This is a genomic window from Actinomycetota bacterium (genome assembly GCA_005888325.1).
Classification (GTDB): domain Bacteria; phylum Actinomycetota; class Acidimicrobiia; order Acidimicrobiales; family AC-14; genus AC-14.
On record VAWU01000025.1, the window covers coordinates 26,647 to 48,226 of the forward strand.

21 protein-coding genes are annotated in these 21,580 nt (G+C 72.0%); 14 read left to right on the forward strand and 7 right to left on the reverse strand.

The genetic code is table 11. From position 1 onward, the window contains the following. Nucleotides 1–73: 73 nt before the first annotated feature. From tkt to pgl, 5 genes are read left to right on the forward strand one after another with little or no spacing between them, the layout of a single operon-like run. Nucleotides 74–2,065, forward strand: coding sequence for a transketolase (tkt, locus tag E6G06_09035; protein TML91593.1), 1,992 nt, complete (start codon nt 74–76; stop codon nt 2,063–2,065). Then, nucleotides 2,065–3,183 (forward strand): transaldolase, encoded by a 1,119-nt coding sequence (gene tal / locus E6G06_09040; GenBank protein TML91594.1) that lies wholly within the window; start codon nt 2,065–2,067, stop codon nt 3,181–3,183. Before tkt ends, tal begins: the two co-directional genes overlap by 1 nt. Beyond that, the gene (zwf, locus tag E6G06_09045) at nt 3,180–4,709 is read left to right on the forward strand and encodes a glucose-6-phosphate dehydrogenase (protein TML91595.1); all 1,530 of its coding nucleotides are present in this window, start codon (nt 3,180–3,182) and stop codon (nt 4,707–4,709) included. The genes tal and zwf overlap by 4 nt, the downstream gene beginning before the upstream one ends. Then, nucleotides 4,601–5,731, forward strand: a complete 1,131-nt coding sequence (locus tag E6G06_09050) for a hypothetical protein (protein TML91596.1) — start codon at nt 4,601–4,603, stop codon at nt 5,729–5,731. Before zwf ends, E6G06_09050 begins: the two co-directional genes overlap by 109 nt. Before the next feature lie 13 nt (nt 5,732–5,744). Next, a complete protein-coding gene (gene pgl / locus E6G06_09055) occupies nt 5,745–6,413 on the forward strand; it encodes a 6-phosphogluconolactonase (GenBank protein TML91597.1) in 669 nt (222 codons plus the stop codon). A 44-nt stretch (nt 6,414–6,457) separates the two neighbouring features. Here pgl and E6G06_09060 read toward each other — a convergent pair whose 3' ends face one another. After that, the gene (locus E6G06_09060; GenBank protein ID TML91598.1) at nt 6,458–6,883 is read right to left on the reverse strand and encodes a hypothetical protein; all 426 of its coding nucleotides are present in this window, start codon (nt 6,881–6,883) and stop codon (nt 6,458–6,460) included. Nucleotides 6,884–7,295: 412 nt separating this feature from the next. Here E6G06_09060 and cofH point away from each other — a divergent pair, with 412 nt between their 5' ends. The 3 genes from cofH to E6G06_09075 all read left to right on the forward strand — a co-directional run bounded on the left by cofH (nt 7,296) and on the right by E6G06_09075 (nt 11,587). Beyond that, nucleotides 7,296–9,554 carry a 7,8-didemethyl-8-hydroxy-5-deazariboflavin synthase subunit CofH gene (gene cofH, locus E6G06_09065; GenBank protein TML91599.1) on the forward strand — a complete coding sequence of 753 codons (2,259 nt, stop codon included), beginning with the start codon at nt 7,296–7,298 and terminating at the stop codon, nt 9,552–9,554. 44 nt (nt 9,555–9,598) lie between these two features. Continuing rightward, the gene (locus tag E6G06_09070; protein ID TML91600.1) at nt 9,599–10,309 is read left to right on the forward strand and encodes a DUF2236 domain-containing protein; all 711 of its coding nucleotides are present in this window, start codon (nt 9,599–9,601) and stop codon (nt 10,307–10,309) included. Between the two features lie 234 nt (nt 10,310–10,543). Next, nucleotides 10,544–11,587 (forward strand): TIGR00730 family Rossman fold protein, encoded by a 1,044-nt coding sequence (locus E6G06_09075; GenBank protein TML91601.1) that lies wholly within the window; start codon nt 10,544–10,546, stop codon nt 11,585–11,587. A 93-nt stretch (nt 11,588–11,680) separates the two neighbouring features. On the opposite strand, the gene E6G06_09080 is transcribed toward E6G06_09075, so the two are convergent. From E6G06_09080 to E6G06_09095, 4 genes are read right to left on the reverse strand one after another with little or no spacing between them, the layout of a single operon-like run. After that, nucleotides 11,681–11,884, reverse strand: coding sequence for a hypothetical protein (locus E6G06_09080; GenBank protein TML91602.1), 204 nt, complete (start codon nt 11,882–11,884; stop codon nt 11,681–11,683). Then, nucleotides 11,874–13,046, reverse strand: a complete 1,173-nt coding sequence (locus tag E6G06_09085) for a (Fe-S)-binding protein (GenBank protein ID TML91603.1) — start codon at nt 13,044–13,046, stop codon at nt 11,874–11,876. The genes E6G06_09080 and E6G06_09085 overlap by 11 nt, the downstream gene beginning before the upstream one ends. Before the next feature lie 8 nt (nt 13,047–13,054). Further along, nucleotides 13,055–13,921 (reverse strand): FAD-binding protein, encoded by an 867-nt coding sequence (locus tag E6G06_09090; protein ID TML91604.1) that lies wholly within the window; start codon nt 13,919–13,921, stop codon nt 13,055–13,057. Continuing rightward, nucleotides 13,912–15,342 (reverse strand): FAD-binding protein, encoded by a 1,431-nt coding sequence (locus tag E6G06_09095; GenBank protein TML91605.1) that lies wholly within the window; start codon nt 15,340–15,342, stop codon nt 13,912–13,914. The genes E6G06_09090 and E6G06_09095 overlap by 10 nt, the downstream gene beginning before the upstream one ends. On the opposite strand from E6G06_09095, the gene E6G06_09100 reads away from it, so the two are divergent. Genes E6G06_09100 through E6G06_09120 form a run of 5 tightly spaced genes read left to right on the forward strand, consistent with a single transcriptional unit; the run spans nt 15,291 to nt 19,992 of the window. After that, nucleotides 15,291–16,457 carry a M20 family dipeptidase gene (locus E6G06_09100; GenBank protein ID TML91606.1) on the forward strand — a complete coding sequence of 389 codons (1,167 nt, stop codon included), beginning with the start codon at nt 15,291–15,293 and terminating at the stop codon, nt 16,455–16,457. The genes E6G06_09095 and E6G06_09100 overlap by 52 nt on opposite strands. 10 nt (nt 16,458–16,467) lie before the next feature. Beyond that, nucleotides 16,468–17,223 carry a hypothetical protein gene (locus E6G06_09105; protein ID TML91607.1) on the forward strand — a complete coding sequence of 252 codons (756 nt, stop codon included), beginning with the start codon at nt 16,468–16,470 and terminating at the stop codon, nt 17,221–17,223. Beyond that, nucleotides 17,165–18,085 carry a maleylpyruvate isomerase family mycothiol-dependent enzyme gene (locus tag E6G06_09110; protein ID TML91608.1) on the forward strand — a complete coding sequence of 307 codons (921 nt, stop codon included), beginning with the start codon at nt 17,165–17,167 and terminating at the stop codon, nt 18,083–18,085. Before E6G06_09105 ends, E6G06_09110 begins: the two co-directional genes overlap by 59 nt. A gap of 11 nt (nt 18,086–18,096) precedes the next feature. Continuing rightward, nucleotides 18,097–19,032, forward strand: a complete 936-nt coding sequence (locus tag E6G06_09115; GenBank protein ID TML91609.1) for a hypothetical protein — start codon at nt 18,097–18,099, stop codon at nt 19,030–19,032. 15 nt (nt 19,033–19,047) lie between these two features. Then, complete coding sequence (locus E6G06_09120; GenBank protein ID TML91610.1) at nt 19,048–19,992, forward strand: hypothetical protein; 945 nt, start codon at nt 19,048–19,050, stop codon at nt 19,990–19,992. Between the two features lie 7 nt (nt 19,993–19,999). Here the strand turns inward: E6G06_09120 and E6G06_09125 are convergent, their stop codons facing one another. Together E6G06_09125 and E6G06_09130 are read right to left on the reverse strand one after the other, a co-directional pair. Continuing rightward, entirely contained in the window at nt 20,000–20,824 is an 825-nt protein-coding gene (locus E6G06_09125) for a hypothetical protein (GenBank protein ID TML91611.1), read from the reverse strand. 121 nt (nt 20,825–20,945) lie between these two features. Beyond that, the gene (locus E6G06_09130; GenBank protein TML91612.1) at nt 20,946–21,134 is read right to left on the reverse strand and encodes a hypothetical protein; all 189 of its coding nucleotides are present in this window, start codon (nt 21,132–21,134) and stop codon (nt 20,946–20,948) included. Nucleotides 21,135–21,335: 201 nt separating this feature from the next. Between E6G06_09130 and E6G06_09135 the strand changes: the two genes are divergently transcribed. Further along, nucleotides 21,336–21,563, forward strand: coding sequence for a hypothetical protein (locus E6G06_09135; GenBank protein ID TML91613.1), 228 nt, complete (start codon nt 21,336–21,338; stop codon nt 21,561–21,563). Nucleotides 21,564–21,580 lie beyond the last annotated feature (17 nt).

Genomic DNA, 21,580 nt, shown 5'->3' on the forward strand with positions numbered 1-21,580 from the left:
GGCACGCGTGACCCGGGACGCGGGCGGAACCGAACTTCGTTCCTCCCCCGCCTGAGTAGGGTGGCCGCGGGCGATCTCGGGAGGAGCCGTGGCCGACACCGATCTCGAGCAGCTGGGCATCAACGTCATCCGCGGTCTCGCCATGGATGCCCCACAACGCGCCAACTCGGGCCATCCCGGCACCGCCATGGCGCTGGCTCCGCTCGCCCACGTCCTGTGGACGCGCGTGATGCGGTACGACCCCACCGACCCGGCGTGGCCCGACCGCGACCGGTTCGTGCTCTCCGCGGGCCACGCATGCATCCTCCTGTACTCGATGCTCTACCTCACCGGCTACGGGCTCACCCTCGACGACCTCAAGTCCTTCCGGCAATGGGGCAGCCGCACGCCCGGGCACCCCGAGGTGCACCACACGCCGGGGGTCGACATCACCACCGGCCCGCTCGGCCAGGGCTTCGCGAGCGCGGTCGGGATGGGCATCGCCGAGCGCTGGCTCCGCGCCCGCTTCGATCGCGAGATCTGCGACCACCACACGTTCGTCATCTGCAGCGACGGTGACCTGGAAGAGGGCATCAGCAACGAGGCCGCCTCCCTCGCCGGCCACCTGGGCCTCGGCCGCCTCGTCTACGTCTACGACGACAACCACATCTCGATCGACGGTCCCACCGAGCTCGCCTACAGCGACGATGTCGCCGGACGCTTCCGCGCCTACGGCTGGCACGTGCAGCAGCTCGGCGAGGCGGCCAACGACACCAAGAAGCTCGAGTCCGCGCTGCGCCGGGCCAAGAACGTCGAGGACAAGCCGTCGCTCGTCATCGTGCGCAGCCACATCGGCTGGCCGTCACCGAGATGGACCGACACCGAGCAGGCGCACGGCAACCCGCTCGGCGAGGACGACGTGCGCGCCACCAAGGAGATCCTCGGACTGCCACCCGACCAGACCTTCTGGGTGCCCGACGAGGTGGTCGAGATGTACCGCGAGGCGATCCCCCGCGGCCAGCGCCTCCGCAACGCGTGGCACACCCGCCTCGACGGGTGGACGGGCGATCGCGCCGAGCTCGACGCCTGCCTCGCGGGTCGCGGGCTCGCGGGCTGGGAGGCGAAGCTGCCGACGTGGGCGCCCGGCGAGTCGGTCGCCACCCGCCAAGCCGGTGGGCAGGTAGTCAACGCGCTGGCCGACGTGGTGCCCGGGCTGCTAGGCGGGGGCGCCGACCTCACCGGGAACACGGGCACCAACCTCAAGGACCACGGCGTCCAGTCGAACGACGACCCCGGCGGCCGTCTGCTCTACTTCGGCATCCGCGAGCACGGCATGGGCGCCATCCTCAACGGAATGGCGCTGCACGGCGGCGTCCTCCCCTTCGGCGGCACCTTCTTCTGCTTCAGCGACTACATGCGTCCGGCCGTGCGCCTGGCCGCCCTGAGCGAGGCGCACGTCGTCTACCACTGGACCCACGACTCCGTCGGGCTCGGTGAGGACGGACCGACCCACCAGCCCGTCGAGCAGCTGGCCGCCATGCGGGCGATGCCGCAGCTGCGCGTGATCCGCCCGGCCGACGCCAACGAAACCGCACAGGCCTGGCGCGTCGCCGTCGACTCTGACGGCCCGACCGGGCTCGTGCTCTCTCGCCAGAGCGTGCCGGTGCTCGAGGGCACCGCGGGCAACGAGGGCGTGCAACGGGGCGGCTACGTGCTGGTCGAGGCGGACGGCGCGCCCGAGCTCGTCATCATCGGCACCGGCAGCGAGGTCCACGTCTGCGTCGAGGCGGCGCGGCTGCTCGCGGCGGACGGCGTCGCGGCGCGTGTCGTCTCGCTCCCGTCGTGGGAGCTCTTCGCCGAGCAGGACGAGGCGTACCGCGAGTCGGTGCTGCCGCCGGGACTGCCGCGCCTCGCAGTGGAGGCCGCGAGCCCCTTTGGCTGGGAGCGCTACGCGGACGACTCGGTGACCATCGACCGCTTCGGCGCGTCCGCGCCGGGGAAGGTCGTCCTCGAGAACCTGGGCTTCACCCCCGCCAACGTGGCGGTGCGGGCCCGAGCCCTCCTCACCAAGACAAAGGGTCGATGATGAGCTCACGCGCTAGCGACACCAAGCTGCGACAACTGTTCCGGGAGCAGGGCCAGAGCCCGTGGCTCGACAATCTCAAGCGCGGCTACCTCGTGAGCGGGGAGCTGGCACGAATGGTCGAGTGCGGGATCCGGGGGATTACGTCGAACCCCACGATCTTCCAGAAGGCGATCTCCGCGAGCGGCGACTACGACAAGCAGTTCGACGCGCTGACCCGCCGCCACGAGTCGGTCGAGGACGCGTATTGGGACCTCGTGATCGACGACATCGAGCACGCGCTCCAGGTCCTGCGCGCCGTCTACGACGAGAGCGGGGGTGGTGACGGCTTCGTGTCGATCGAGCTCGCGCCCGGCCTCGCGCTGGACACCGAGGGGAGCATCGCATCGGCGCGCGACCTCCACCGGCGGATCGCCCAACCCAACCTGTTCGTGAAGATCCCCGCGACTGCAGAGGGCGTGCCCGCCATCCGCCAGATGATCAGCGAGGGCCGCAGCATCAACATCACGCTGATCTTCTCGCTCGAGCGCTACGCGGACGTGATCGAGGCCTACCTCTCGGGCCTCGAGGCCTACGACGGCGACCTGGCGCCGGTGCACAGCGTGGCCTCGTTCTTCGTCAGCCGGGTCGACACCGAGGTCGATCGCCGTCTCAACGCGATCGGCACGCCCGACGCGCTGGCGTTGCGCGGCAAGGCAGCCGTCGCCCAGGCGAAGCTCGCGTACCAACTCTTCCTCGAGCAGTTCTCGGGCGCGCGCTGGGAGCGTCTCACCAAACGGGGCGCCCGGGTGCAGCGGCCGCTGTGGGCCTCGACGTCGACCAAGAACCCCAACTATCCCGACACCCTCTACGTCGACGATCTCATCGGGCCCGACACCATCAACACGATGCCCGAGAGCACGATCGAGGCGTTCGAGGATCACGGTCGCATCGCCCGCACGATCGACGAGGGCGTCGACGACTCGCGCGCCGTCATGGCGTCTCTCGCGGCGGTCGGCGTCGACATGGTCGACGTCGGTCGGGTACTCGAGGACGAGGGCGTGGCTTCCTTCGCCAAGTCGTTCGACGAGCTCATCGAGACGTTGCGCGAGAAGGGCGACCGCCTGGCCGGAACGGCGTGAGCGACACCAACCCACTGACGGAGGCGGTGGGCGACAAGGTGGCGCCTCCGGCCGTCCTCGTCGTGTTCGGCGCGTCCGGCGACCTCACCAGTCGCAAGCTCATGCCCGCGGTGGAGCGGCTCGCCCTGCGCCGGCTGCTGCCCGCCGGCTTCTCAGTCGTAGGCGTGGCGCGCACCGAGATGGCCGACGACGACTTCCGCGAGCGCATGCGCGTCGCGGTCGAGAAGCTGGGGGGAGGTGGCGACGAGGCGGGGCCGGTGTGGGCCGCGTTCACCGGCGGCTTCCGCTACGTGGCCGGCGACTACGGCTCCCCCGAGACGTTCGACCAGCTCAAATCGGTGCTGGACCAGCTGGACCGCGAGCGTGGCACCAGCGGCAACCGGCTGTACTACTTGGCCACGCCGCCGGCCACCTTCCCGGTGATCGTGAGCGGGCTCGCAGAGCACGGGCTCAACCGGCCGACGACCGATGGTGCGTTCGTGCGCATCGTCATCGAGAAGCCGTACGGACACGACGAGCAGAGTGCCCGCGACCTCGACGCGGAGGTGCACGCCGGGTTCGCCGAGGACCAGGTGTACCGCATCGACCACTACCTCGGGAAGGAGACGGTCCAGAACGTCCTCGCCCTCCGCTTCGCGAACACGATCTTCGAGCCCATCTGGAACCGGCGCTACGTCGACCACGTGCAGATCACCGTCGCCGAAGAGCTCGGGGTGGGTCACCGCGGGAGCTTCTACGAGAAGGCGGGCGCGCTGCGCGACATCGTGCAGAACCACGTCATGCAGGTGCTCGCGCTCACGCTCATGGAGCCGCCTGCGACCTTCGACGCCGATGGCATCCGCGACGAGAAGGTGAAGGCGCTCAAGGCGGTGGACGTGATGTCCGTCGATGAGGTCGCTGAGCACGTGGTGCGGGCGCAGTACACGGCCGGGTGGGTCGGGGGCGAAGAGGTGCCCGGCTACCGCGACGCGGTGGGCGTCGACCCGCACAGCCAGACCGAGACCTACATGGCGATGCGACTCAAGGTCGACAACTGGCGGTGGGCGGGCGTGCCGTTCTACGTGCGCACGGGCAAGCGCCTGCCCAAGCGCGTCACCGAGGTCGCGATGGAGTTCCACCGTCCACCGCACCTGGCGTTCAACGAGAGGCAGGCCATCGGGCTGGCCCCCGACGCCCTCGTCCTTCGCATTCAACCCGACGAGGGCATCACGCTGCGCTTCGGCGCCAAGGTCCCGGGCCAGGAGTTCCAGGTGCGGTCGGTCTCGATGGACTTCTTCTATGGCGCCGCCTTCCTTGAAGAGACGCCCGAGGCATATGAACGGCTGCTCCTCGACGCGCTCGTCGGCGACCAGACCCTCTTCATCCGCAGCGACGAGGTCGAGCAGGCGTGGCAGATCGTCGACCCCATCCTGCGCGCGTGGGCGGACGAGACCGCGCCGCTGGCGCGCTACGAAGCCGGCGGCTGGGGGCCGGCGGAGGCCGACCAGCTCCTCGCGCGCGACGGGCGGCAGTGGCGGAAGCCGTGACCGCCGACGGGCCGCGGTCCGACGACGCTGAGCCCAAGAGCGCGCCGATCACGACGCTCGGATCGTGGGAGGGCGACGGCGTCACCGTCGCCCAGATCGCGGCGGCGCTGTCCGAGCTGCGCCGGCACGAGCAGCGGGCGGCCGTGCGCACGAGCGTGCTGACGCTCGTGGCCGTGGTTCGCGACCCCGAGATCGTCGACGTGACCATCGACACGGTGCGCGAGCTCGGCGCCCGTCATCCGTCGCGCACGCTCGTCCTCGTGGTCGCCGACACCGACGACGACCCCGGCATCGACGCCATCGTCTCCGTGCACAGCCTGCGCGACCAGGGGCCGACGGTGTGCTTCGAGGACGTCGTGCTCCGGGTGCGGGGACCCGCCCGCTGGCACCTCGACTCGCTCATCGAGCCGTTCACCCTCCCCGACCTCCCCGTCGCCGTCTGGCTGCCCAACCGGCTGCCCTCGCCGGGCGATCCCCTGCTCCGGACCGCCGATCGCCTCGTCGTCGACACCCGGGCGATCGGTGACCAGCCCGACTCCCTGGCCCAGGTGGCCCGCCTGCTGCGGCGCCTGCCGGTCACCGACCTGTCGTGGGTGCGCATCGCCCCGTGGCGTAGCCTGTTGGCGGGCCTGTTCGAGGGCCACGCCTCGCGCCCGTTCCTCGATCACGTCACCCGCGTCGAGGTGGCCGGGCACTACGGTCCCCGTCACCTCCTGGCCGGTTGGCTCATGGCCACCCTGGAGCTCACCCGAGCGCACGTCCACATCGAGGAAGCCGAGCACGTGTCGATCCACATCTCCGCCGAGCACGAAGGGCGCGTCGGACGGTTCGCGGTGGCGCGACCCGCGGCCGAGCGCGTCATCCACTCGTCGGTCGAGATCGACGACGGCCCCACGATCGACCAGACGTGGCGCCTGCGCGCCCGCTGGCCCTCGCGCTCGCTCGCGGACGCGCTCACGCGCATGGGCGACGACCCGGTGTACCGGCGGGCGCTGCGGGGCGCGCTGGAGCTCGTGTCGTGAGCGGGGTGCGCGCGTGAACGGCGAGCTCATCGTGGTGGACGACGTGGCGGGTGAGTTCGCGGAACGCGTGATCGAGGCGTTCCACAACCGGCCCGGTGAAGGGTTCTCGATGGCGCTGTCGGGCGGCGACACCGCCCGCCGCTGCTACGAGCGCCTGGCCGCCGACGGTGGCGACCAGATCGACTGGTGGCAGGTCGACGTCTACTGGGGCGACGAACGGTGTGTGCCCCCTGACGACCACGACTCCAACCAGTGGCTGGGGCGCAAGGCGCTGCTCGAGCGGGTCGGCGCGGCCAACGCCGTCTACCCCATGCGCTGCGACGAGGGGCCCGACCCCTATCAGCAGCGGGTGGCGCAGCTGGGGCACTTCGACCTCGTGCACCTCGGCCTCGGCCCCGACGGGCACACCGCGTCGCTGTTCCCCGGATCCGCCGCGCTCGATGCCGACGAAGGGCGGCTCGTCGTCATGAACGAGGACCCGCGGGGCAACAACCCGCACCCGCGCATGACGCTCACCTTCTCCGCCATCGCCCGCAGCCGCCTCGTGCTCGTCACCGCGTCTGGCGAGGGCCGGCGCTGGGCGCTGGCCGCGGTGTGCAACGGCGAGGACGTGCCCGCCGCGCGCATCCGCGCCGATCGCGTCGTCTGGCTCGCAGACCGCGAAGCCGCGGCCGGGCTCTGAAGGGCAGGCGGCCCCCCGTTCCGGTCACGGCGCGCGGGCACCCGTCAGGCGCGGCTCGCGATCTTCGTCATCAACGCCTGCTCGAGGTCTGAGGGGAACGGCGTCGGCGAGGCCACGAACGAGGCGGACACCAGCGCCCGTCCCTTCACGAACACCACCAGGTCCGACGCCACCGGGATGTCCTCACCTCGGATGGTGCGGAGGACGGCGATGGCGCGCATCGCAACCGCGTCGTCGCCGTACCGAGTGGTCAACGGGAGAGCATCGACGCGCACGTCGCCGAGGAAGAGCGTGGTCGTGGTCTGGTCCACCGACGTGGGCACCGGCTCCAGCTCGCGCGTCGTGCTCTGGATGGCCTGCTTGAAGCAGAACTGCGCGCGCGCCGTCTTCAACCCCGCCAGGTCCGACCGGGCGGCGGCCACCGAGGGGGCGAACGTCACGTTTGAGCTGACGTGCAGCGCTCCGAGCACGAACCCCTCCGAGCTGGCGCCGGCGGTTGCGGCCGAGGCGTCCTGCTCCTGCGCGAGGCAGTCCTCGATGGTGCGGTCGACCTCGTCGCTGCCGCCCTCCCCGGCGGTGCCCACCGCCGCCGCCTTCGACCAGCCCGCGGGGAAGTCCGCGCCGGTGAAGTTGATGCGCACGGCGCGGGCCTGATCGGCCTGAGACAGCTCCTGCTTCCGCGTGCCACCGCCACCGCAGCCGGCGACGAGCGCGCACGCCACGACGACGGCGCTCAGCCGACGGACCCGGCGAGCCGTCATCGTGCGCGTGCTCGGCATCACGGGCTCCCTCCCCTGAAGTCGTCTCCCCGAAGTCGTCTCCCCGAAGTCGTCTCCCCGAACTCGTCACCATTGCTCGCCGGGCCGCAATAGGGTGACATCCATGACCCCGGACCTGGCGGGAGCGACCCTCCCGGACCTCCTCGCGCTCGCGGCGGAGGTGCGCGACGACGCCCACGGCACGAGGATCACGTACTCCCCGAAGGTCTTCATCCCGCTGACCCAGCTGTGCCGCGACCGGTGCGGCTACTGCACGTTCGCGAAGGCCCCGGCGCGCATCGAGTCGCCGTACCTCGCTCCCGACGACGTTCTCGCGATCGCGCGCGCGGGTGCCGCGGCTGGATGTCACGAGGCCCTGTTCACCCTGGGCGAGCGCCCGGAGGCGCGCTATCCGGTGGCCGCCGCGTGGTTGGCCGAGCGCGGCTACACCTCGACCCTCGACTACCTCGCCGCCATGTGCCGGCTCGTGGTGAAGGAGACGGGTCTGCTGCCACACGCCAACGCGGGTGCGCTCTTCCGCGACGAGCTGGCGGCGCTGCGGCCGGTGAGCGCGTCGCAGGGCATGATGCTGGAGTCGCTCGACCCCGCGCTCGACTGTCACCGCGGCTCGCCCGACAAGACGCCCCAACGCCGTTTGGCCACGCTCGACGCCGCGGGCGAGCTCGCCATCCCGTTCACCACCGGCATCCTCGTCGGCATCGGCGAGACGCGAGCGGCGCGCGTCGACGCGCTCGAGGCGATCGCGGCCTCGCATCACCGTCACGGCCACGTGCAAGAGGTGATCGTCCAGAACTTCCTGCCCAAGCCCGGCACCACGATGCACGCCGCGCCGCCGTGCCCCGACGATGTGTACCTGGAGGCGATCGCGCTGGCCCGGCTCGTCCTGCCGCCCGACGTGCACGTGCAGGCCCCGCCGAACCTCTCGGAGGACTTCGGCCGCCTGCTGGGCGCGGGCATCGACGACTGGGGCGGCGTGTCGCCGGTGACCCCCGACCACGTCAACCCGGAGCGCCCGTGGCCCGCGCTCGACCGTCTGCGCGAAGTAACCGAGGCGGCCGGCTTCACCCTCGCGCCCCGCCTCACGATCTACCCCGAGATGGCGCACGCTCCCGAGCGCTGGCTCGATCCGGCGATGCAGTTCCCGGTCCTCGACCGCGCCGATGCCGAGGGGTTGGGACGCGACGATCCCGTGTGGTACTCGGGGGGCGAGGGCCCGCCTCCGCGTCTGCTCCCCGCATCTCCGCGCGCCGGCGGCGCGGTCGGCGAGACGCTCGCCGGCGTGCTGTTGGGCCAGGAGCCCGACGTCGACGAGCTCGTCGCGCTGTTCTCGGCGCGGGGGGCCGAGGTGGCGGCGGTCGCCGAGGTGGCAGACGACCTCCGGCGCCGCGCCGTCGGCGATGTCGTCACCTGGGTCGCCAACCGCAACATCAACTACACCAACATCTGCACGTTCAAGTGCCGGTTCTGCGCGTTCTCGAAGGGGCCGCTCTCGCTCAACCTGCGCGGCGATCCCTACCTGCTCGGTATCGACGAGATCCAGCGTCGAGTGCTCGAGGCGGTCGATTTCGGCGCCACCGAGGTCTGCCTCCAGGGCGGCATCCACCCGAGCTTCGACGGCGACTACTACATCGACGTGTGCCGGGCGGTGAAGGCCGTCGCCCCCGCGATCCACGTGCACGGGTTCACCGCGCTGGAGGTCACGGAAGGCGCTCGGCGCCTGGGCGAGCCGTTGGCGGTCTACCTGCAGCGGCTCATCGACGTCGGCCTCAAGAGCCTCCCCGGCACCGCGGCCGAGATCCTCGACGACGAGGTGCGCGCCGCCCTGTGCCCCGACAAGATCGACACCGAGGAGTGGCTCGACGCGCACCGCACCGCCCACGGTGTCGGCCTGCGCTCGAACATCACGATCATGTTCGGCTCGATCGAGCGACCGGTGCACTGGGCCCGTCATCTGGTGCGCACCCGCGCCCTGCAGAAGGAGACCGGGGGCTTCACCGAGTTCGTGCCCCTGCCGTTCGTGCACATGGCGGCTCCGATCTACCTGCAGCGCAAGGCGCGTCGCGGCCCGACCTTTCGCGAGACGCTCCTCATGCACGCGGTCGCACGGATCGCCTATCACGGGTGGGTGCCGAACATCCAGGTGTCGTGGGTGAAGGTGGGCCCCGACGGCGCCCGTCAAGTGCTGGCGGCAGGCGCGAACGACCTCGGCGGCACCCTGATGGACGAGAACATCTCGCGCGCCGCCGGCGCGTCGCACGGCCAGCGCATGGACGAGCGCTCGTTCGGGGAGATCGTCGAGCCCCTCGGCCGTCCGCTCGAGCAGCGGACGACGCTGTACGGCCGGGTGGAGGCGGCGGCCTGACCCGCAGCTCCGTCGGCGCACCCGGTCTCTTCCCCGCCGACGCGGTGATTCGCCGAGTCGACGGCGAGAGCGTCCTCCTCCTCGGCGGCGGGCGGGCGCTGCTTATGCAGCTCGCGCACCCGATGGTTGCGGCCGCCGTCGCCGAGCACAGCGGCTTCCACGCCGACCCGTTCGCCCGGTTGCAGCGCACGCTCGAGGCATCGTTCGCGATCGTGTTCGGCACGACCGAGCAGGCTCGTGCCGCCGCCGCGTCGGTGCGCTCGGTGCACGAGCACGTCGTCGGCGACGGCTACCGCGCCGACGACCCCGCGCTGTTGATGTGGGTGCACGCGACCCTCGTCGACACCGCGCTGCGGGTCCACGAGCGGTTCCTCCGGCCCCTCCCGGCCGCGGACGCCGAGCGCTACTACGACGAGTCGACCGTGGTCGCCGAGCTGCTCGGCGTGCCCCGCGCCGCACAACCACCTGACCTCGAGGCGTTCCGTGCCTACGTGCGCGGGTGCATCGCGACCCTGGAAGTCAGCGACACCGCTCGGCGCCTGGCCCGCGACGTCCTGCATCCCCGCCTGCCGTGGCCGGTCGCGCCCGTGGCCGAGCTCGGGCGGCAGATCACCGTCGGGCTCCTCCCGGCGCCGCTGCGCGACCAGTACGGCCTGGGGTGGGACGGGCACCGCCGCCGGGCCCTGCTGCTGGCCGGGTTGGGCTCTCGCCTCGTGCTGCCCCGCGTGCCCGGGCTCATCCGGCGCGTCCACTGACGCGGTGGCAACCCGTTACTGCCAGTACTCCTCGGACAGCTTGCCCTCGATTGCCCGGATGTTGACGCGCGCGCAGTCGGTGCAGAGCCACGTGACGCGCCCAGCTTCGACCGCGAACGACCAGCCTGCGGGCATGCCCTCGTCGGGCGCCTCGGCGACGGCGCCGCAGAACGAGCAGGTCCGCGTCATCAGGTCAGCGTAACGACGGCCGATGCGTGAAAGAGTGACCGCGGCATGAAGTCCGAGCGCCTGCCCCGCCACCGCACCGGCGATCCCGATCTCGACCGTCGTCTCGTCGAGCTGCTCGACGCGGCGGGCGTCGAGCCGAACCGCGATCAGCTGTTCGAGATCCTGAGCTCGGTGGTGCGCCTCGCCCAGGACGGCGCCGAGCGGCTCAACCTGAAGATCACCAACGCCGCGCTGAAGGAGATGCGCAGCGCCTTCAAGGTGTTCGCGCCGTACCAGAACACGCCGAAGGTGACGATCTTCGGGTCCGCGCGCACGCTTCCCGACGACCCGCTGTACGCGCAGACCCGCGACCTCGCCGCCGCGCTCGCCTCGCGTGGGTGGATGGTCGTCACGGGCGCGGGGCCGGGCATCATGGCCGCGGGTGCAGAGGGCGCGGGTCTCGAGCACTCGCTGGGAGTCAACATCCGCCTGCCCTTCGAGCAGGGTGCAAACCCGTTCATCGAGGCCGACACCCATCTCGTCGAGATGAAGTACTTCTTCACGCGCAAGCTCATGCTCCTGAAGGAGTCGGCCGGGTTCGCCGTCCTCCCCGGCGGCTTCGGGACGCTCGACGAGGCCTTCGAGCTGTTGACGCTCCTCCAGACCGGCAAGGCCGTGCCCGCGCCGATCGTGCTCCTCGAGGTGCCCGGAGGCACCTATTGGCACGCGTGGGAGCGCTTCATCACCGAGGTCGCGGCGCGCGGGCTGGTCGACGCGGACGACGTCGCCTTCTACCGCATCACCGACGATGTCACGACCGCGGTCGACGAGCTCACCGGCTTCTACCGCAACTACCACTCCATCCGGTACGTCGGCGACCGCCTCGTCGTGCGCATGCGCGTCGCTCCGACCACCGAGGAGCTGGCGCAGCTCGACGCGGACTTCGCCGACATCCGCACGACCGGCCACCTCGAGGCCACGACCGCGCTGCCGCCCGAGGTCGCGGACGACGACGTCGTCGACCTCCCGCGCGTCGTGCTGCACTTCGACCGTCTCGCCCACGGACGTCTCCGGGCGTTCATCGACGCCCTCAACCGCCTGCAGGGTTAGCTGGTCGCTTCGCTCCCCCGGCCGGGGCCCCAACCCCGGCCTCCTCCCGAGCGTGGGGCCCCTACCCCACGCCGGGCCGTGCTCGCTGGTCGCTTAACCCGGCCCGTCGTCGGGCTCGCGGAGGATGAACACCGCCTTCTCCACCGCCCGGCGGGCGCGGGTGAGGCGGCGCTCGTCGATGGGCAGCTCCGTGCCCCCCGCGTCGATCGACTCGCGCAGGCGGACCATGGCCAGGTCGGCGAGCTCCTCGGCGATGCCCTCGAGGCGCCGGCGCACATCGTCGAACTCACCCGGCACCGGGTCCTCCCAACGCGTCGTCGATCAGCTCGAAGGGGTGCCGCACGACGAGCCCCGCAGCGGCGAGGTGCATCACGCACCCGGGGTTGGCGCTCGCCACCACGGTCGCGCCACTCCGGCGGATGGCGCCGACCTTGCGGTCGCGGATCGCGCCTGCGAGCTCGGGATGCTGTGCAGCGTAGGCACCACCCGCGCCGCAGCAGAGGCCCTCGTCGTCCAGCTCGACCACGTCGACGAACGGTCGCAGCACGGTTCGCACGTGCTGGTGCGCCTTCTGCACGTGCTGCAGGTGACAGGGATCCTGCACGGCCACCGTCGGGCGTCGATGACGCGGGGCCGCCGGCAGTTGGTCGATGCGAGGCGCGAGCCACTCGCTCACGTCCTGCACGCGCGCCGCGAAGCGCTCGGCCTCGCGGGTGCCGACCAGGTGCCTGTAGTCCTCGAGCGCGGCGCCGCAACCGGCGGAGTCGACGAGCACGGGCGCATCCCCCGGCATCGACGACATCACCCGACGGGCGAGGGCACGCGCGTCGTCGAGCAGCCCGGCGTGGGCGTGCAGCGCGCCGCAGCAGTCCGCTCCCGCGCCGGGCAGGGCCACCCCCGCGCCCGCCGCGGTGAGCACGCGCACCACCGAGGCGTGCACCGGCCGCATCCACGCGTCCATCACACATCCGGTGAACAGCCAGACATCGGTGCCGGTGGGCGCGAGCGTGGTGCGGCGCAAGGGCAGGCGCGGCAGACCGAGCCGGCGGGGGACGACGCGGGCTCGCTGGGCGACCGCGAGCGCGGTCGACGCCGCGAGGAGGAGGCGGTGGTGCCCGAGGATGCGGTAGCCCGCCCGCCGCCACCACGGCTGGTAGCGCGTCTCCCGGGCGAGGGTGTCGCGCGCGCCCTCCATCAGGTGGCCGAACGGCACCGACGACGGGCACACGGCTTCACACGCACGGCACTGCACGCACAGGTCCATGAAACGGGTGAAGTCGTCGTCGAGCGGGCGGCCGTCGAAGTGGACGGCGCGCATCGCCGCGATGCGCCCACGCGGCGACGCGGACTCCTCGCCGGTGACCCGATAGGTGGGACAGTGCGGCAGGCACAGCCCGCACGCCACGCACGCCACCAGCTCGTCGTCGTCGACGCGCAAGCGTGCGCCAGTGAGAGTCATCGGCCCGCTCACGCTTGACGGCCCGGGTTGAGCCGGCCCGTCGGGTCGAACGCGGCCTTGATCCGGCGGTGCAGGTCGAGCGCAGCCGGAGCAGGCGGGTCGACCGGGTGCGGGAGGTGCACGATGCCGACGCCGATCTCCGCGACGAAGGCCCCCGTGAGCGCCCGCAGCTCCGACGGGCGCAGCGACCGCCGGCCCTCGGCGGGCACCGCCGGCGGTCCGTCGACCGGCGCCAGCCGGGCGAGGCGGGCCTGGTCGTCGACGTCGACCGGATGACCCTCGAGCAACACCCATGTCATGGAGCCGTCCCACAGGATCGACGTCGGACGGTACAGCTCCCGGTGGAGCGCGAACGGGTCGACCTCACCGGCGAACCACTGCGAGCGGGCGGGTCGGGGCCGGCACCGCAGGCGCACCTCGCCGAGCAGGCCGATGGTGCCGAGCGAGCCGACGAGCAGGCGGCAGAGGTCGAAGCCGCTCACGTTCTTCACCGTCGGGCCACCCGCCTTGACGAGCGTGCCCTCGGCCGACACGTAGCGCGCCTCGAGCAGAACGTCGCGCGCCGGGCCGTAGCCCAGACGCCGCACTCCGCTCCGGCCGACGGCCAAGACGCCGCCGACCGTCGCGCCCGCCTCATCGGGCAACGCCACGAGCTGCCCGTGCGCCCCCACGACCTCGTCGACCTCGCGCACGGTCGTGGCCGCACCGCACCGGACGGTCATCTCGCCCGGCTCGTACTCGAGGATGCCTTCGGGGGCGCGCACCTCGCGCGTGCCGGGGGCGACCGCACCACCGACGTCCCATTGCGTGCGTCCGCCCACGGCCGTCACCGGGCCCTCGGTGCCGACCGCCTCGGCGAACGCGGTCAGATCCATACGCCCTCGGGCACCCGCTGGAGGTCGCCGCAGCGCGAGCCCGCGGGCAACACCTTCGTCGGGTTCGACACACCGTCGGGATCGAACACGTCGCGCAGGCGCGCCTGCGCGTCGAGGTCGGCGGCCGAGAACAGGAGCGGCATGAGATCGCGCTTCTCGAGACCGATGCCGTGCTCGCCGGACAGCACCCCACCCGCTTCGACGCACGCGGTGATGATCGCGTCGCCCGCCGCCATCACCCGCTCCATCACGCCCGGCGTGCGCCGGTCGAAGACGATCAACGGGTGCAGGTTGCCGTCGCCGGCGTGGAAGACGTTCATCATCATCAGCTCGTGGCGCGCCGCGATCTCGTACACCGCGCGCATCACCTCCACCAGGCGGGTGCGCGGCACCACCGCGTCGTGCAGGTAGTAGTTGGGGGCGATGCGGGCGATGGCGCCGAAGGCCGACTTGCGCCCCTTCCAGAGCAGCGCCCGCTCGGCCTCGTCCGCGGCGACGCGCACGGTGCGTGCCCCGTGGGCCCGGCCGATCTCGCCCACCTCCTGCGCGGCCGCGTCCGTGCCGGCAGGTAGCCCGTCGACCTCCACGAGCAGCACGGCCGCGGCATCGCGGGGGAAGCCCGCGTGCACGAAGTCCTCGACCGCGCGCGTGATCTCGGCGTCCATCATCTCGAGCGCGGCCGGAACGTGACCCGCCGCGATGATCGCGGACACGGTCGCAGCGGCGTCCTCGACCGACGTGAAGTCGAGCAGGAGCGTGCGCACCGCGGGCGGGTCGGGCGTGAGGCGCACCGCGATCCGGGTGGCGATGCCCATCGTTCCCTCGCTGCCCACGAACGCGCCGCGCAGGTCATAGCCGAAAGGCTCGGCGTCGAGGCCGCCCAGGAGCGCGAGCGACCCGTCGGGCAGACACACCTCGATGGCCAGCACGTGGGCGCTCGTCACCCCGTAGAGAAGGCAGTGCGGGCCTCCGGAGTTGGTGGCCACGTTGCCGCCCACCGAGCAGGACTGCTGACTCGAGGGATCGGGCGCGTAGTGCAGCCCGAGATGGGCGACCGCTCGCGTGAGGTCGAGGTTCAGGACACCCGGCTCGACCCATGCCATCCGTTCGTCCTCGTCGATCGAGAGCACGCGCGTCATCTTGGTGGTGACGATCACGACCGGATCGCCGACGGGCACCGCCCCACCGGCGAGCCCGGTGCCCGACCCCCGCGGCACGAACGGGCGTCCGTGCGCCCGGGCGACGCGCACCGCCGCCTGCACCTCCTCGGCCGTGAGCGGGAAGCAGACCACCTCGGCGTGGCCCGAGATCGCTCCCGCGTCGCGCGCGTAGAGATCCAGCTCCAGCGCGCCCACCCGGACGCGATCGGGTGCGAGCGCGGCACGCAGGTCACCGACGAGAGCCGTGTCCACCGGGGCCAACCTACCTGCGGGGCGGGCATTCGCCTCGCTTCTCGGTGCGCTCATCCACCGTCACGGTGGATGAGCGCACCACGAATCCCGGTGGGCGCCACGAGTGCCGGGCGCGGGGCGCCATCGACGACAAGGGCCAGGTGCTGTACGAGCTGGAGGCCGTCCGCGGCCTCCTGCGCCGTGACGGTGCGCTCCCGGTCAACGTGAAGTTCGTCGTCGAAGGCGAGGAGGAGGTGGGCTCGCCGCACTTCGAGGTGCTGTTGCGGCGGGAGCGGGCCCGACTGGCCTGCGACGTCGTCGTCGTGTCCGACACCAGCATGTGGTCGCTCGACGTCCCCTCCACGTGCGTCGGCATGCGCGGCCTGGTCGCGTTCGATGTCGAGCTGCGCAGCGCGACGGCCGATCTCCATTCGGGTGTCTACGGCGGCTCGGTGCCCAACCCCTCTCACCACATCTCCCGACTGGTCGCGTCGCTGCACGACTCCGAGGGCCGGATTGCGATCCCCGGCTTCTACGAAGACGTACGTCCCCTCAGCGACGCCGAGCGATCGTCGTTCGCCCGGCTGCCGTTCCGGGACGCCGAGTGGATGGCCGAGGCCGGCGTGCGGCGGCTCGAGGGCGAGGCGGGTCGCTCCACGCTCGAGCGCGTGTGGTCGCGCCCGACCTGCGACGTCGTCGGCATCGGGGTCGGCTACACGGGCGACGGCACGCGCGGCGGCTTCAAGGTGACGTTCCGCCTCGTTCCCGATCAGCACCCCGAGAGGGTCGCGGCGTCCTTCCGCTCGTGGCTCGCGGAGATGGTGCCCGACGGCATCGACGCGCGCGTCACGCCCATCGGCGCGGTGGCACCGGCGCTCACACCCGTCGACCATCCCGCGGTCGGCGCGCTGACGCGCGCCATCGGGCGCGTGTGGGGCACACCACCGCTGTTCACCCGCGAGGGCGGAAGCGGCCCGGAGGAAGCGCTCGGTCGGGTGCTCGACGCACCGGTCCTCTTCCTCGGGGTGGGGCTGCCGGGCGATCGCATCCACGCGCCCAACGAGCGCATGGTGATGAGCCAGTTCTGGAAGGGGCTCCTCGCGGCGGGCGAGCTGTGGCGCGAGCTCGCGGCGACGGCGCACTAGCTTTCGTCGGGTGAGCAAGAAGCGACAACCGCTGAACTCCACTCGCGAGTGGGTCTCGTTCGAGGACCCCGACGAGGACCGCACGTGGGTCTTCGACGTCACCTTCCTCCGGAGCTCGTGGACATGCATCTTCGGATCGGGCTGCCAAGGTGTCCTCACAGGCCCGGTGCCCGAGCTCGTTCAAGGGTGCTGCTCCTACGGGGCCCATTTCAGCGACGACGCCGACGTGAAGCGGGTGAAGAAGATCGCCGCCACGCTGACCGACGAGCAGTGGCAGTTCCGCAAGCAGGGCAGGGAGCGGGGCGTCACGAAGCGCGGGGCCGAGGGCGCCACCGTCACCCGGCTCGTCCGCGACGCCTGCATCTTCCTGAACCGACCGGGGTTCGCCGCCGGCCCCGGCTGCGCGCTGCACCAGGCGGCGTTGCAGAGGGGCCACCGGCCACTCGACTACAAGCCCGAGGTGTGCTGGCAGCTGCCGCTGCGCCGCGAGGACCACGAGGAGGACGACGGCCACGTGACCTCGACGATCATCGAGTGGCAGCGGCGGCACTGGGGCGACGGCGGCCAGGAGTTCCACTGGTGGTGCACCGAGGCGCCGGAGGCGTTCGTGGCGCGCGACCCGGTCTACCGCACGATGCGCGACGAGCTCATCGAGCTCGTCGGCAAGCGCGTCTACGCGCGCGTCGCGGAGTACCTCGACGCGCGCGATGCGAAGCCGGTCGCCTTCCTCCCGCACCCCACCGTGCGGCGCTCAGTCAAGTCTTGAGCGAGGACCGAAGCGCAGCGGAGGACCGCAGCTCCATCGGAACAGGGCGGTGCAGCAGCCGAGGCACGAGGATGGTGCACCGGTGAGCGAGGATCGAAGCGCAGCGGCCGCCGCGACTCGCGCGGTGCTCGACGACTTCGAAGCCGAGCAGCGCGACCTCGAGGCCCTGCTCCGCGACCTCGCCGGCACCGAGTGGTCGCGCCCGACGCCGGCGGTGGGTTGGGACGTGCGCGACCAGGTGTCGCACCTCGCCGACACCGAGGAGCTGGCCCACGACACCGCGACGGGCGGCGTGCGGCAGATCAACGTCGAGGTCGAGCAGTACCCGTCGGGCGACGCCTTCACGCTGGCCGGCTGCCTCCGGGGCCGGGCGATGACGCCGGCCGAGGTGCTCGACTGGTGGACCGGCGCCGCGGCGCGCAACCGCGCCGCCCTCCGGGGGCTCGATCCCGCCGCGCGCGTGCCGTGGGGCCTCGGGATGGGCCTCCGGGCCTTCGGGGCGGCGCGGATCATGGAGCACTGGGCCCACGGCCTCGACATCCGGGCCGCGGTCGGTCGTCCGGGCGCCGACACCCGACGGCTGCACCACGTGGCGTGGATCGGCGCCCGGGCGCTCCCCTACGCGTTGTCGGTCGCCGGCGTCGATCCCCCACCCGGCCGCACGCTGCGGTTCGACCTCGTCGACCCCGAGGGCGCCGACTGGTCGTTCGGCCCCGACGACGCCACCGACCGCATCTCGGGCCCCATGGGTGAGTGGTGCCGGCTGGCGGTCCAGCGGATCGGCCGGGACGGGACAAAAGCGCTCAGGTCGCACGGCGCATTGGCCGACCTAGCTCTCGAGAACGCGCGTGCGTTCCTGTAGATCCATCCCTCATGGCCGAATTCAACGTCGAGACGCTGCAGAAGGAAGTCGCTGCCGCCGGCATGCGCCTGCACCCCAACGTGGTGGAGCAGGTCGTGGCGGCGATCGACGCGGGCAAGCACGTGGTGCTGACCGGCCCGCCGGGCACCGGCAAGACCACCCTCGCCTACCTCTCGGCCGAGGTCGCGCAGCGCGCGGTGATGTGCACCGGCTACCTGCCGACCACCGCCACCACCGAGTGGACGACGTTCGAGACCATCGGCGGCCTCCAGCCGACGCTCGAGGGCCTCATCTTCCGGCCGGGGATGTTCGTCGACGCGATCGAGAGCGGCAAGTGGCTCGTGGTCGACGAGCTCAACCGGGCCAACTTCGACCGTGCCTTCGGACAGCTCTTCACCGTGCTCTCCGGACAGGCCGTCGTGCTGCCGTTCAAGCGTCGGGGCAACAGCCACCCCATCTCGCTGGTGCCGCCGGGCGTCGACGTGCCACCCGGCACCGACCCCATCCGCGTGCCCGCCACGTGGCGCATCGTCGCCACCATGAACGTGTTCGACAAGAACCTGCTGTTCGAGATGTCGTTCGCACTGATGCGTCGGTTCGCCTTCATCGAGGTCGTGCCGCCCGACGAGCAGGCATATCGCGATCTCCTCGTCGGCCCGGGCGAGATCGTGAGCCGACTGCTCGGTCTGCGTGACCTGAAGGAGCTCGGCCCTGCGGTGTTCATCGACGCCGCTCGTTACGCCGCCCAGCGGGCGTCGACCGCGTCCTCGGAGTCGCGCCTGCTCTACGAGGTCTTCTACGCGTACCTCCTGCCTCAGTTCGAGGGCATCGACGACGAACGCGCCGCCGAGCTCTACGAGCGTGTGGCCGAGATCTTCGACAAGGACGAGCTCGTCGAGGCGCGCCGCACGATCGAACAGGTCCTCGGGGTCGAGCTCCCGGCGTAGGGGGCACGGAACCCGGTGGACGTCCCCGTCGTCGATCTGAGGCCCGCGAGCCCGGGCTCGCCGCTGAGCGGGTCGACGCCAGCGCCGGCCGAACGGATCTGGGCGCGCCTGGCGCGTCCCTTCGACCCCGCACGCTCCGCCGAGGCCCTGCTCGGCCGGAGTCACGGCTCGGTTGAGGCGCTCGCCGGGTACCTGCACGCGACCAGCCCAGAAGTGGCCGCCCTGCTGTTCCGTATGCCGGTGCTGCTGCGCTCGCTCGGTGCCGCCACGACCAACCGCGCCGAGCGGTGCCACGGTGAGATTCGCGGACCGGTGCAGTGGAGTGAGACGATGTCGACCCGCGGCGCCACGGCCGGCGCGTCCGACCTCTACGTCTGCACCACCACCGCCCGGGCGTACGACACGCCCGAGAACCGCATTCTGGTGGCGGCGTTGCGGTCGATCGTCGACGCCGAGCGCGCCATCGAACGGGCGTCGGGCACCGCGCGCCCGGGGCCGTCGGGCTCCGACCTCGCCCGCCATGCCCGGCGCAACTCGTCGCTCGCCGTGCGGTACCTCGACCACCGCGCGCTGAGCGAAGTGCAGCGGCGCAAGCCGACCCCGAAGGCGGTCGCGCGCGTGCGGGCCGGCAAGCGGGCACGCACCTTCTCGCCGGCGCTCGCGGTGCTCGAACGCGACGCCGAGTCGATCGGGCCGGTCGTCATCGACAGCCTGACCGATGCACACAATCGCGCCGAGCACGCCGCCCTCGCCGACCTACTCGACGGGCTCGAGCGACGCGGTCATCCGCTCGCACTCCACGCGCACCGGGGGATGCTGACGGGTGGGCCGGTCACCTACGCGCACCGCAACCACCCCTCGCGTCCGTCGCCCCCGGGGATCCGAATCGGCGACCTCGTCGTCGAGAGCGGCGCGACCCCTGCCGACATCGACCTCGTCTGCGCACGGGCCGGCTATTAGACCCCCATTAGGGCGCGCGCAGCGGGCTGAGGAACGGCCAGGCCACCGCGCCGGTCGAACGCCAGTCGTACAGGCTGGCGCCCACCGCACCCGTCTCGACCACCGCCCGCACGGTGCCCTCGAGGTCGGCCCGGGTGAGGCGGTCGGCGAGCCCGCTGATCGTGTGCACCGGCGCATGGGGCCGCCCCAGGTGCTCGCGGAGCCGGCGGACGTTCTCGACCGTGTAGCGGTAACCGTCGCGCCAGCCCGAGTCGCGACGGCGCTCGGTCGAGTACGACATCGGGAGCCACACGTCGTATGACCGGGCCAGCTCGCGCCACGGGAAGCCGGGCCAGTAGCCGGGATTGACGACGTCGAGCAGCACGGGCGGCATGACGACGGCGCCCAGCCGCTGGCCCGGCAGCGCCCGCCGCAGGCCCCGGCTGAGGGAGATCAGGCGCTGGTTGCGCAGGGTGACGTCGCCGACGTCACGCACCTCGATGTCGACCGCCACGCCGTCGACTCCGAGTGAGGCCGCGGCCAGGAGCCGGCGCAGGTCCGCCGCCTCGTCGACCAGGGTCGGCGCGTACCAGCCCACGACCCGCAAGCCGCGGGCCCGGGCCCGGTCGACGATGGTGATGAGGAGGTCGGGGTCGACAAGGTCGCCGGCGTCCTCGCCCTTCGCGGTCTGGATGAACAGCGTCTGCACACCGGCGGCCGCCATGGCGTCGACGTCGGCGGGGCCCACGACGGGACGACCACCGCTGAACTCCCGGCTCCAGTCGTAGACGTCGACCCAGGTGCCGAGCCCCGAGTAGGGCGAGGGGCGGCTCGTCTCCCGGGCCGCACCCACCGGCCCGGACCGCGGGCCCGCAGAGCCGCCGACCCGGCCGGAGGCGAAGGCGGCACCGCACGCAAGGGCCACGACGGCCGCGACGGCGCCGAGCGCACGCCGGGACCCGCCTGTGCTCCTGTCAGCCGTCGGCGCCGAGCTCGTCGACCGCGTGCTCGTCGGCGGCGTCGTCGTCCTCACCTGCGAGGCACCACGACGCGTGCTCGTCCTCGGGGTCGGCGCCGCACTCGGGGCAGGGTTCGACGATCGTCTCGGTCGTGCGCTTCAGCGCACGCGCCTCCTCGAAGCGGCGATGTCGTCCCTTCTTCACGTCGATGCTCCCGACTCGATGCTCCGACCTGGGTCCCGCCGGCTGGTCGTCGCTGTTCCTGCCTGGTTGCTCTGCCTGCCTGGTTGCAGTGCTGCCTGGTGTTGCTTCGCTGCCTGGTTCCTGTGCCACCTGGGCCCGCTCAGTCTATCGCCGGGCCGACCCAACCTTGGGTTCGCGGGCGAGCTGGATACGGTGGGGGCCATGGGAGAGGCCCTCGACGTCGATGCCATGATCACCCGCTTCAAGGAGCGGGCCCAAGCCGTCCGCAACCGGCCCATGCCGCCGCTCGAGGGCGCCGACCGGAAGCGCTTCGTCGAGCGCATGCAGCTCGACTACCAGGACTTCGCCATGCTCGGCGACGCCGAGGGCTCGCTGGAGGACGGCTTCCTGGTCCTGCGCGTCGACCTGCGACCCGACGACGCCCGGTGACCCGTCGCCATCCACCT

Excerpts from the sequence above, each read along its gene's own strand:
- tal (TML91594.1), top strand. The coding sequence starts at position 2,065 with ATGAGCTCACGCGCTAGCGACACCAAGCTGCGACAACTGTTCCGGGAG.
- cofH (TML91599.1), top strand. The coding sequence starts at position 7,296 with ATGACCCCGGACCTGGCGGGAGCGACCCTCCCGGACCTCCTCGCGCTC.
- E6G06_09075 (TML91601.1), top strand. The coding sequence starts at position 10,544 with ATGAAGTCCGAGCGCCTGCCCCGCCACCGCACCGGCGATCCCGATCTC.
- E6G06_09085 (TML91603.1), bottom strand. The coding sequence starts at position 13,046 with ATGACTCTCACTGGCGCACGCTTGCGCGTCGACGACGACGAGCTGGTG.
- E6G06_09090 (TML91604.1), bottom strand. The coding sequence starts at position 13,921 with ATGGATCTGACCGCGTTCGCCGAGGCGGTCGGCACCGAGGGCCCGGTG.
- E6G06_09110 (TML91608.1), top strand. The coding sequence starts at position 17,165 with ATGCGAAGCCGGTCGCCTTCCTCCCGCACCCCACCGTGCGGCGCTCAG.
- E6G06_09115 (TML91609.1), top strand. The coding sequence starts at position 18,097 with ATGGCCGAATTCAACGTCGAGACGCTGCAGAAGGAAGTCGCTGCCGCC.
- E6G06_09135 (TML91613.1), top strand. The coding sequence starts at position 21,336 with ATGGGAGAGGCCCTCGACGTCGATGCCATGATCACCCGCTTCAAGGAG.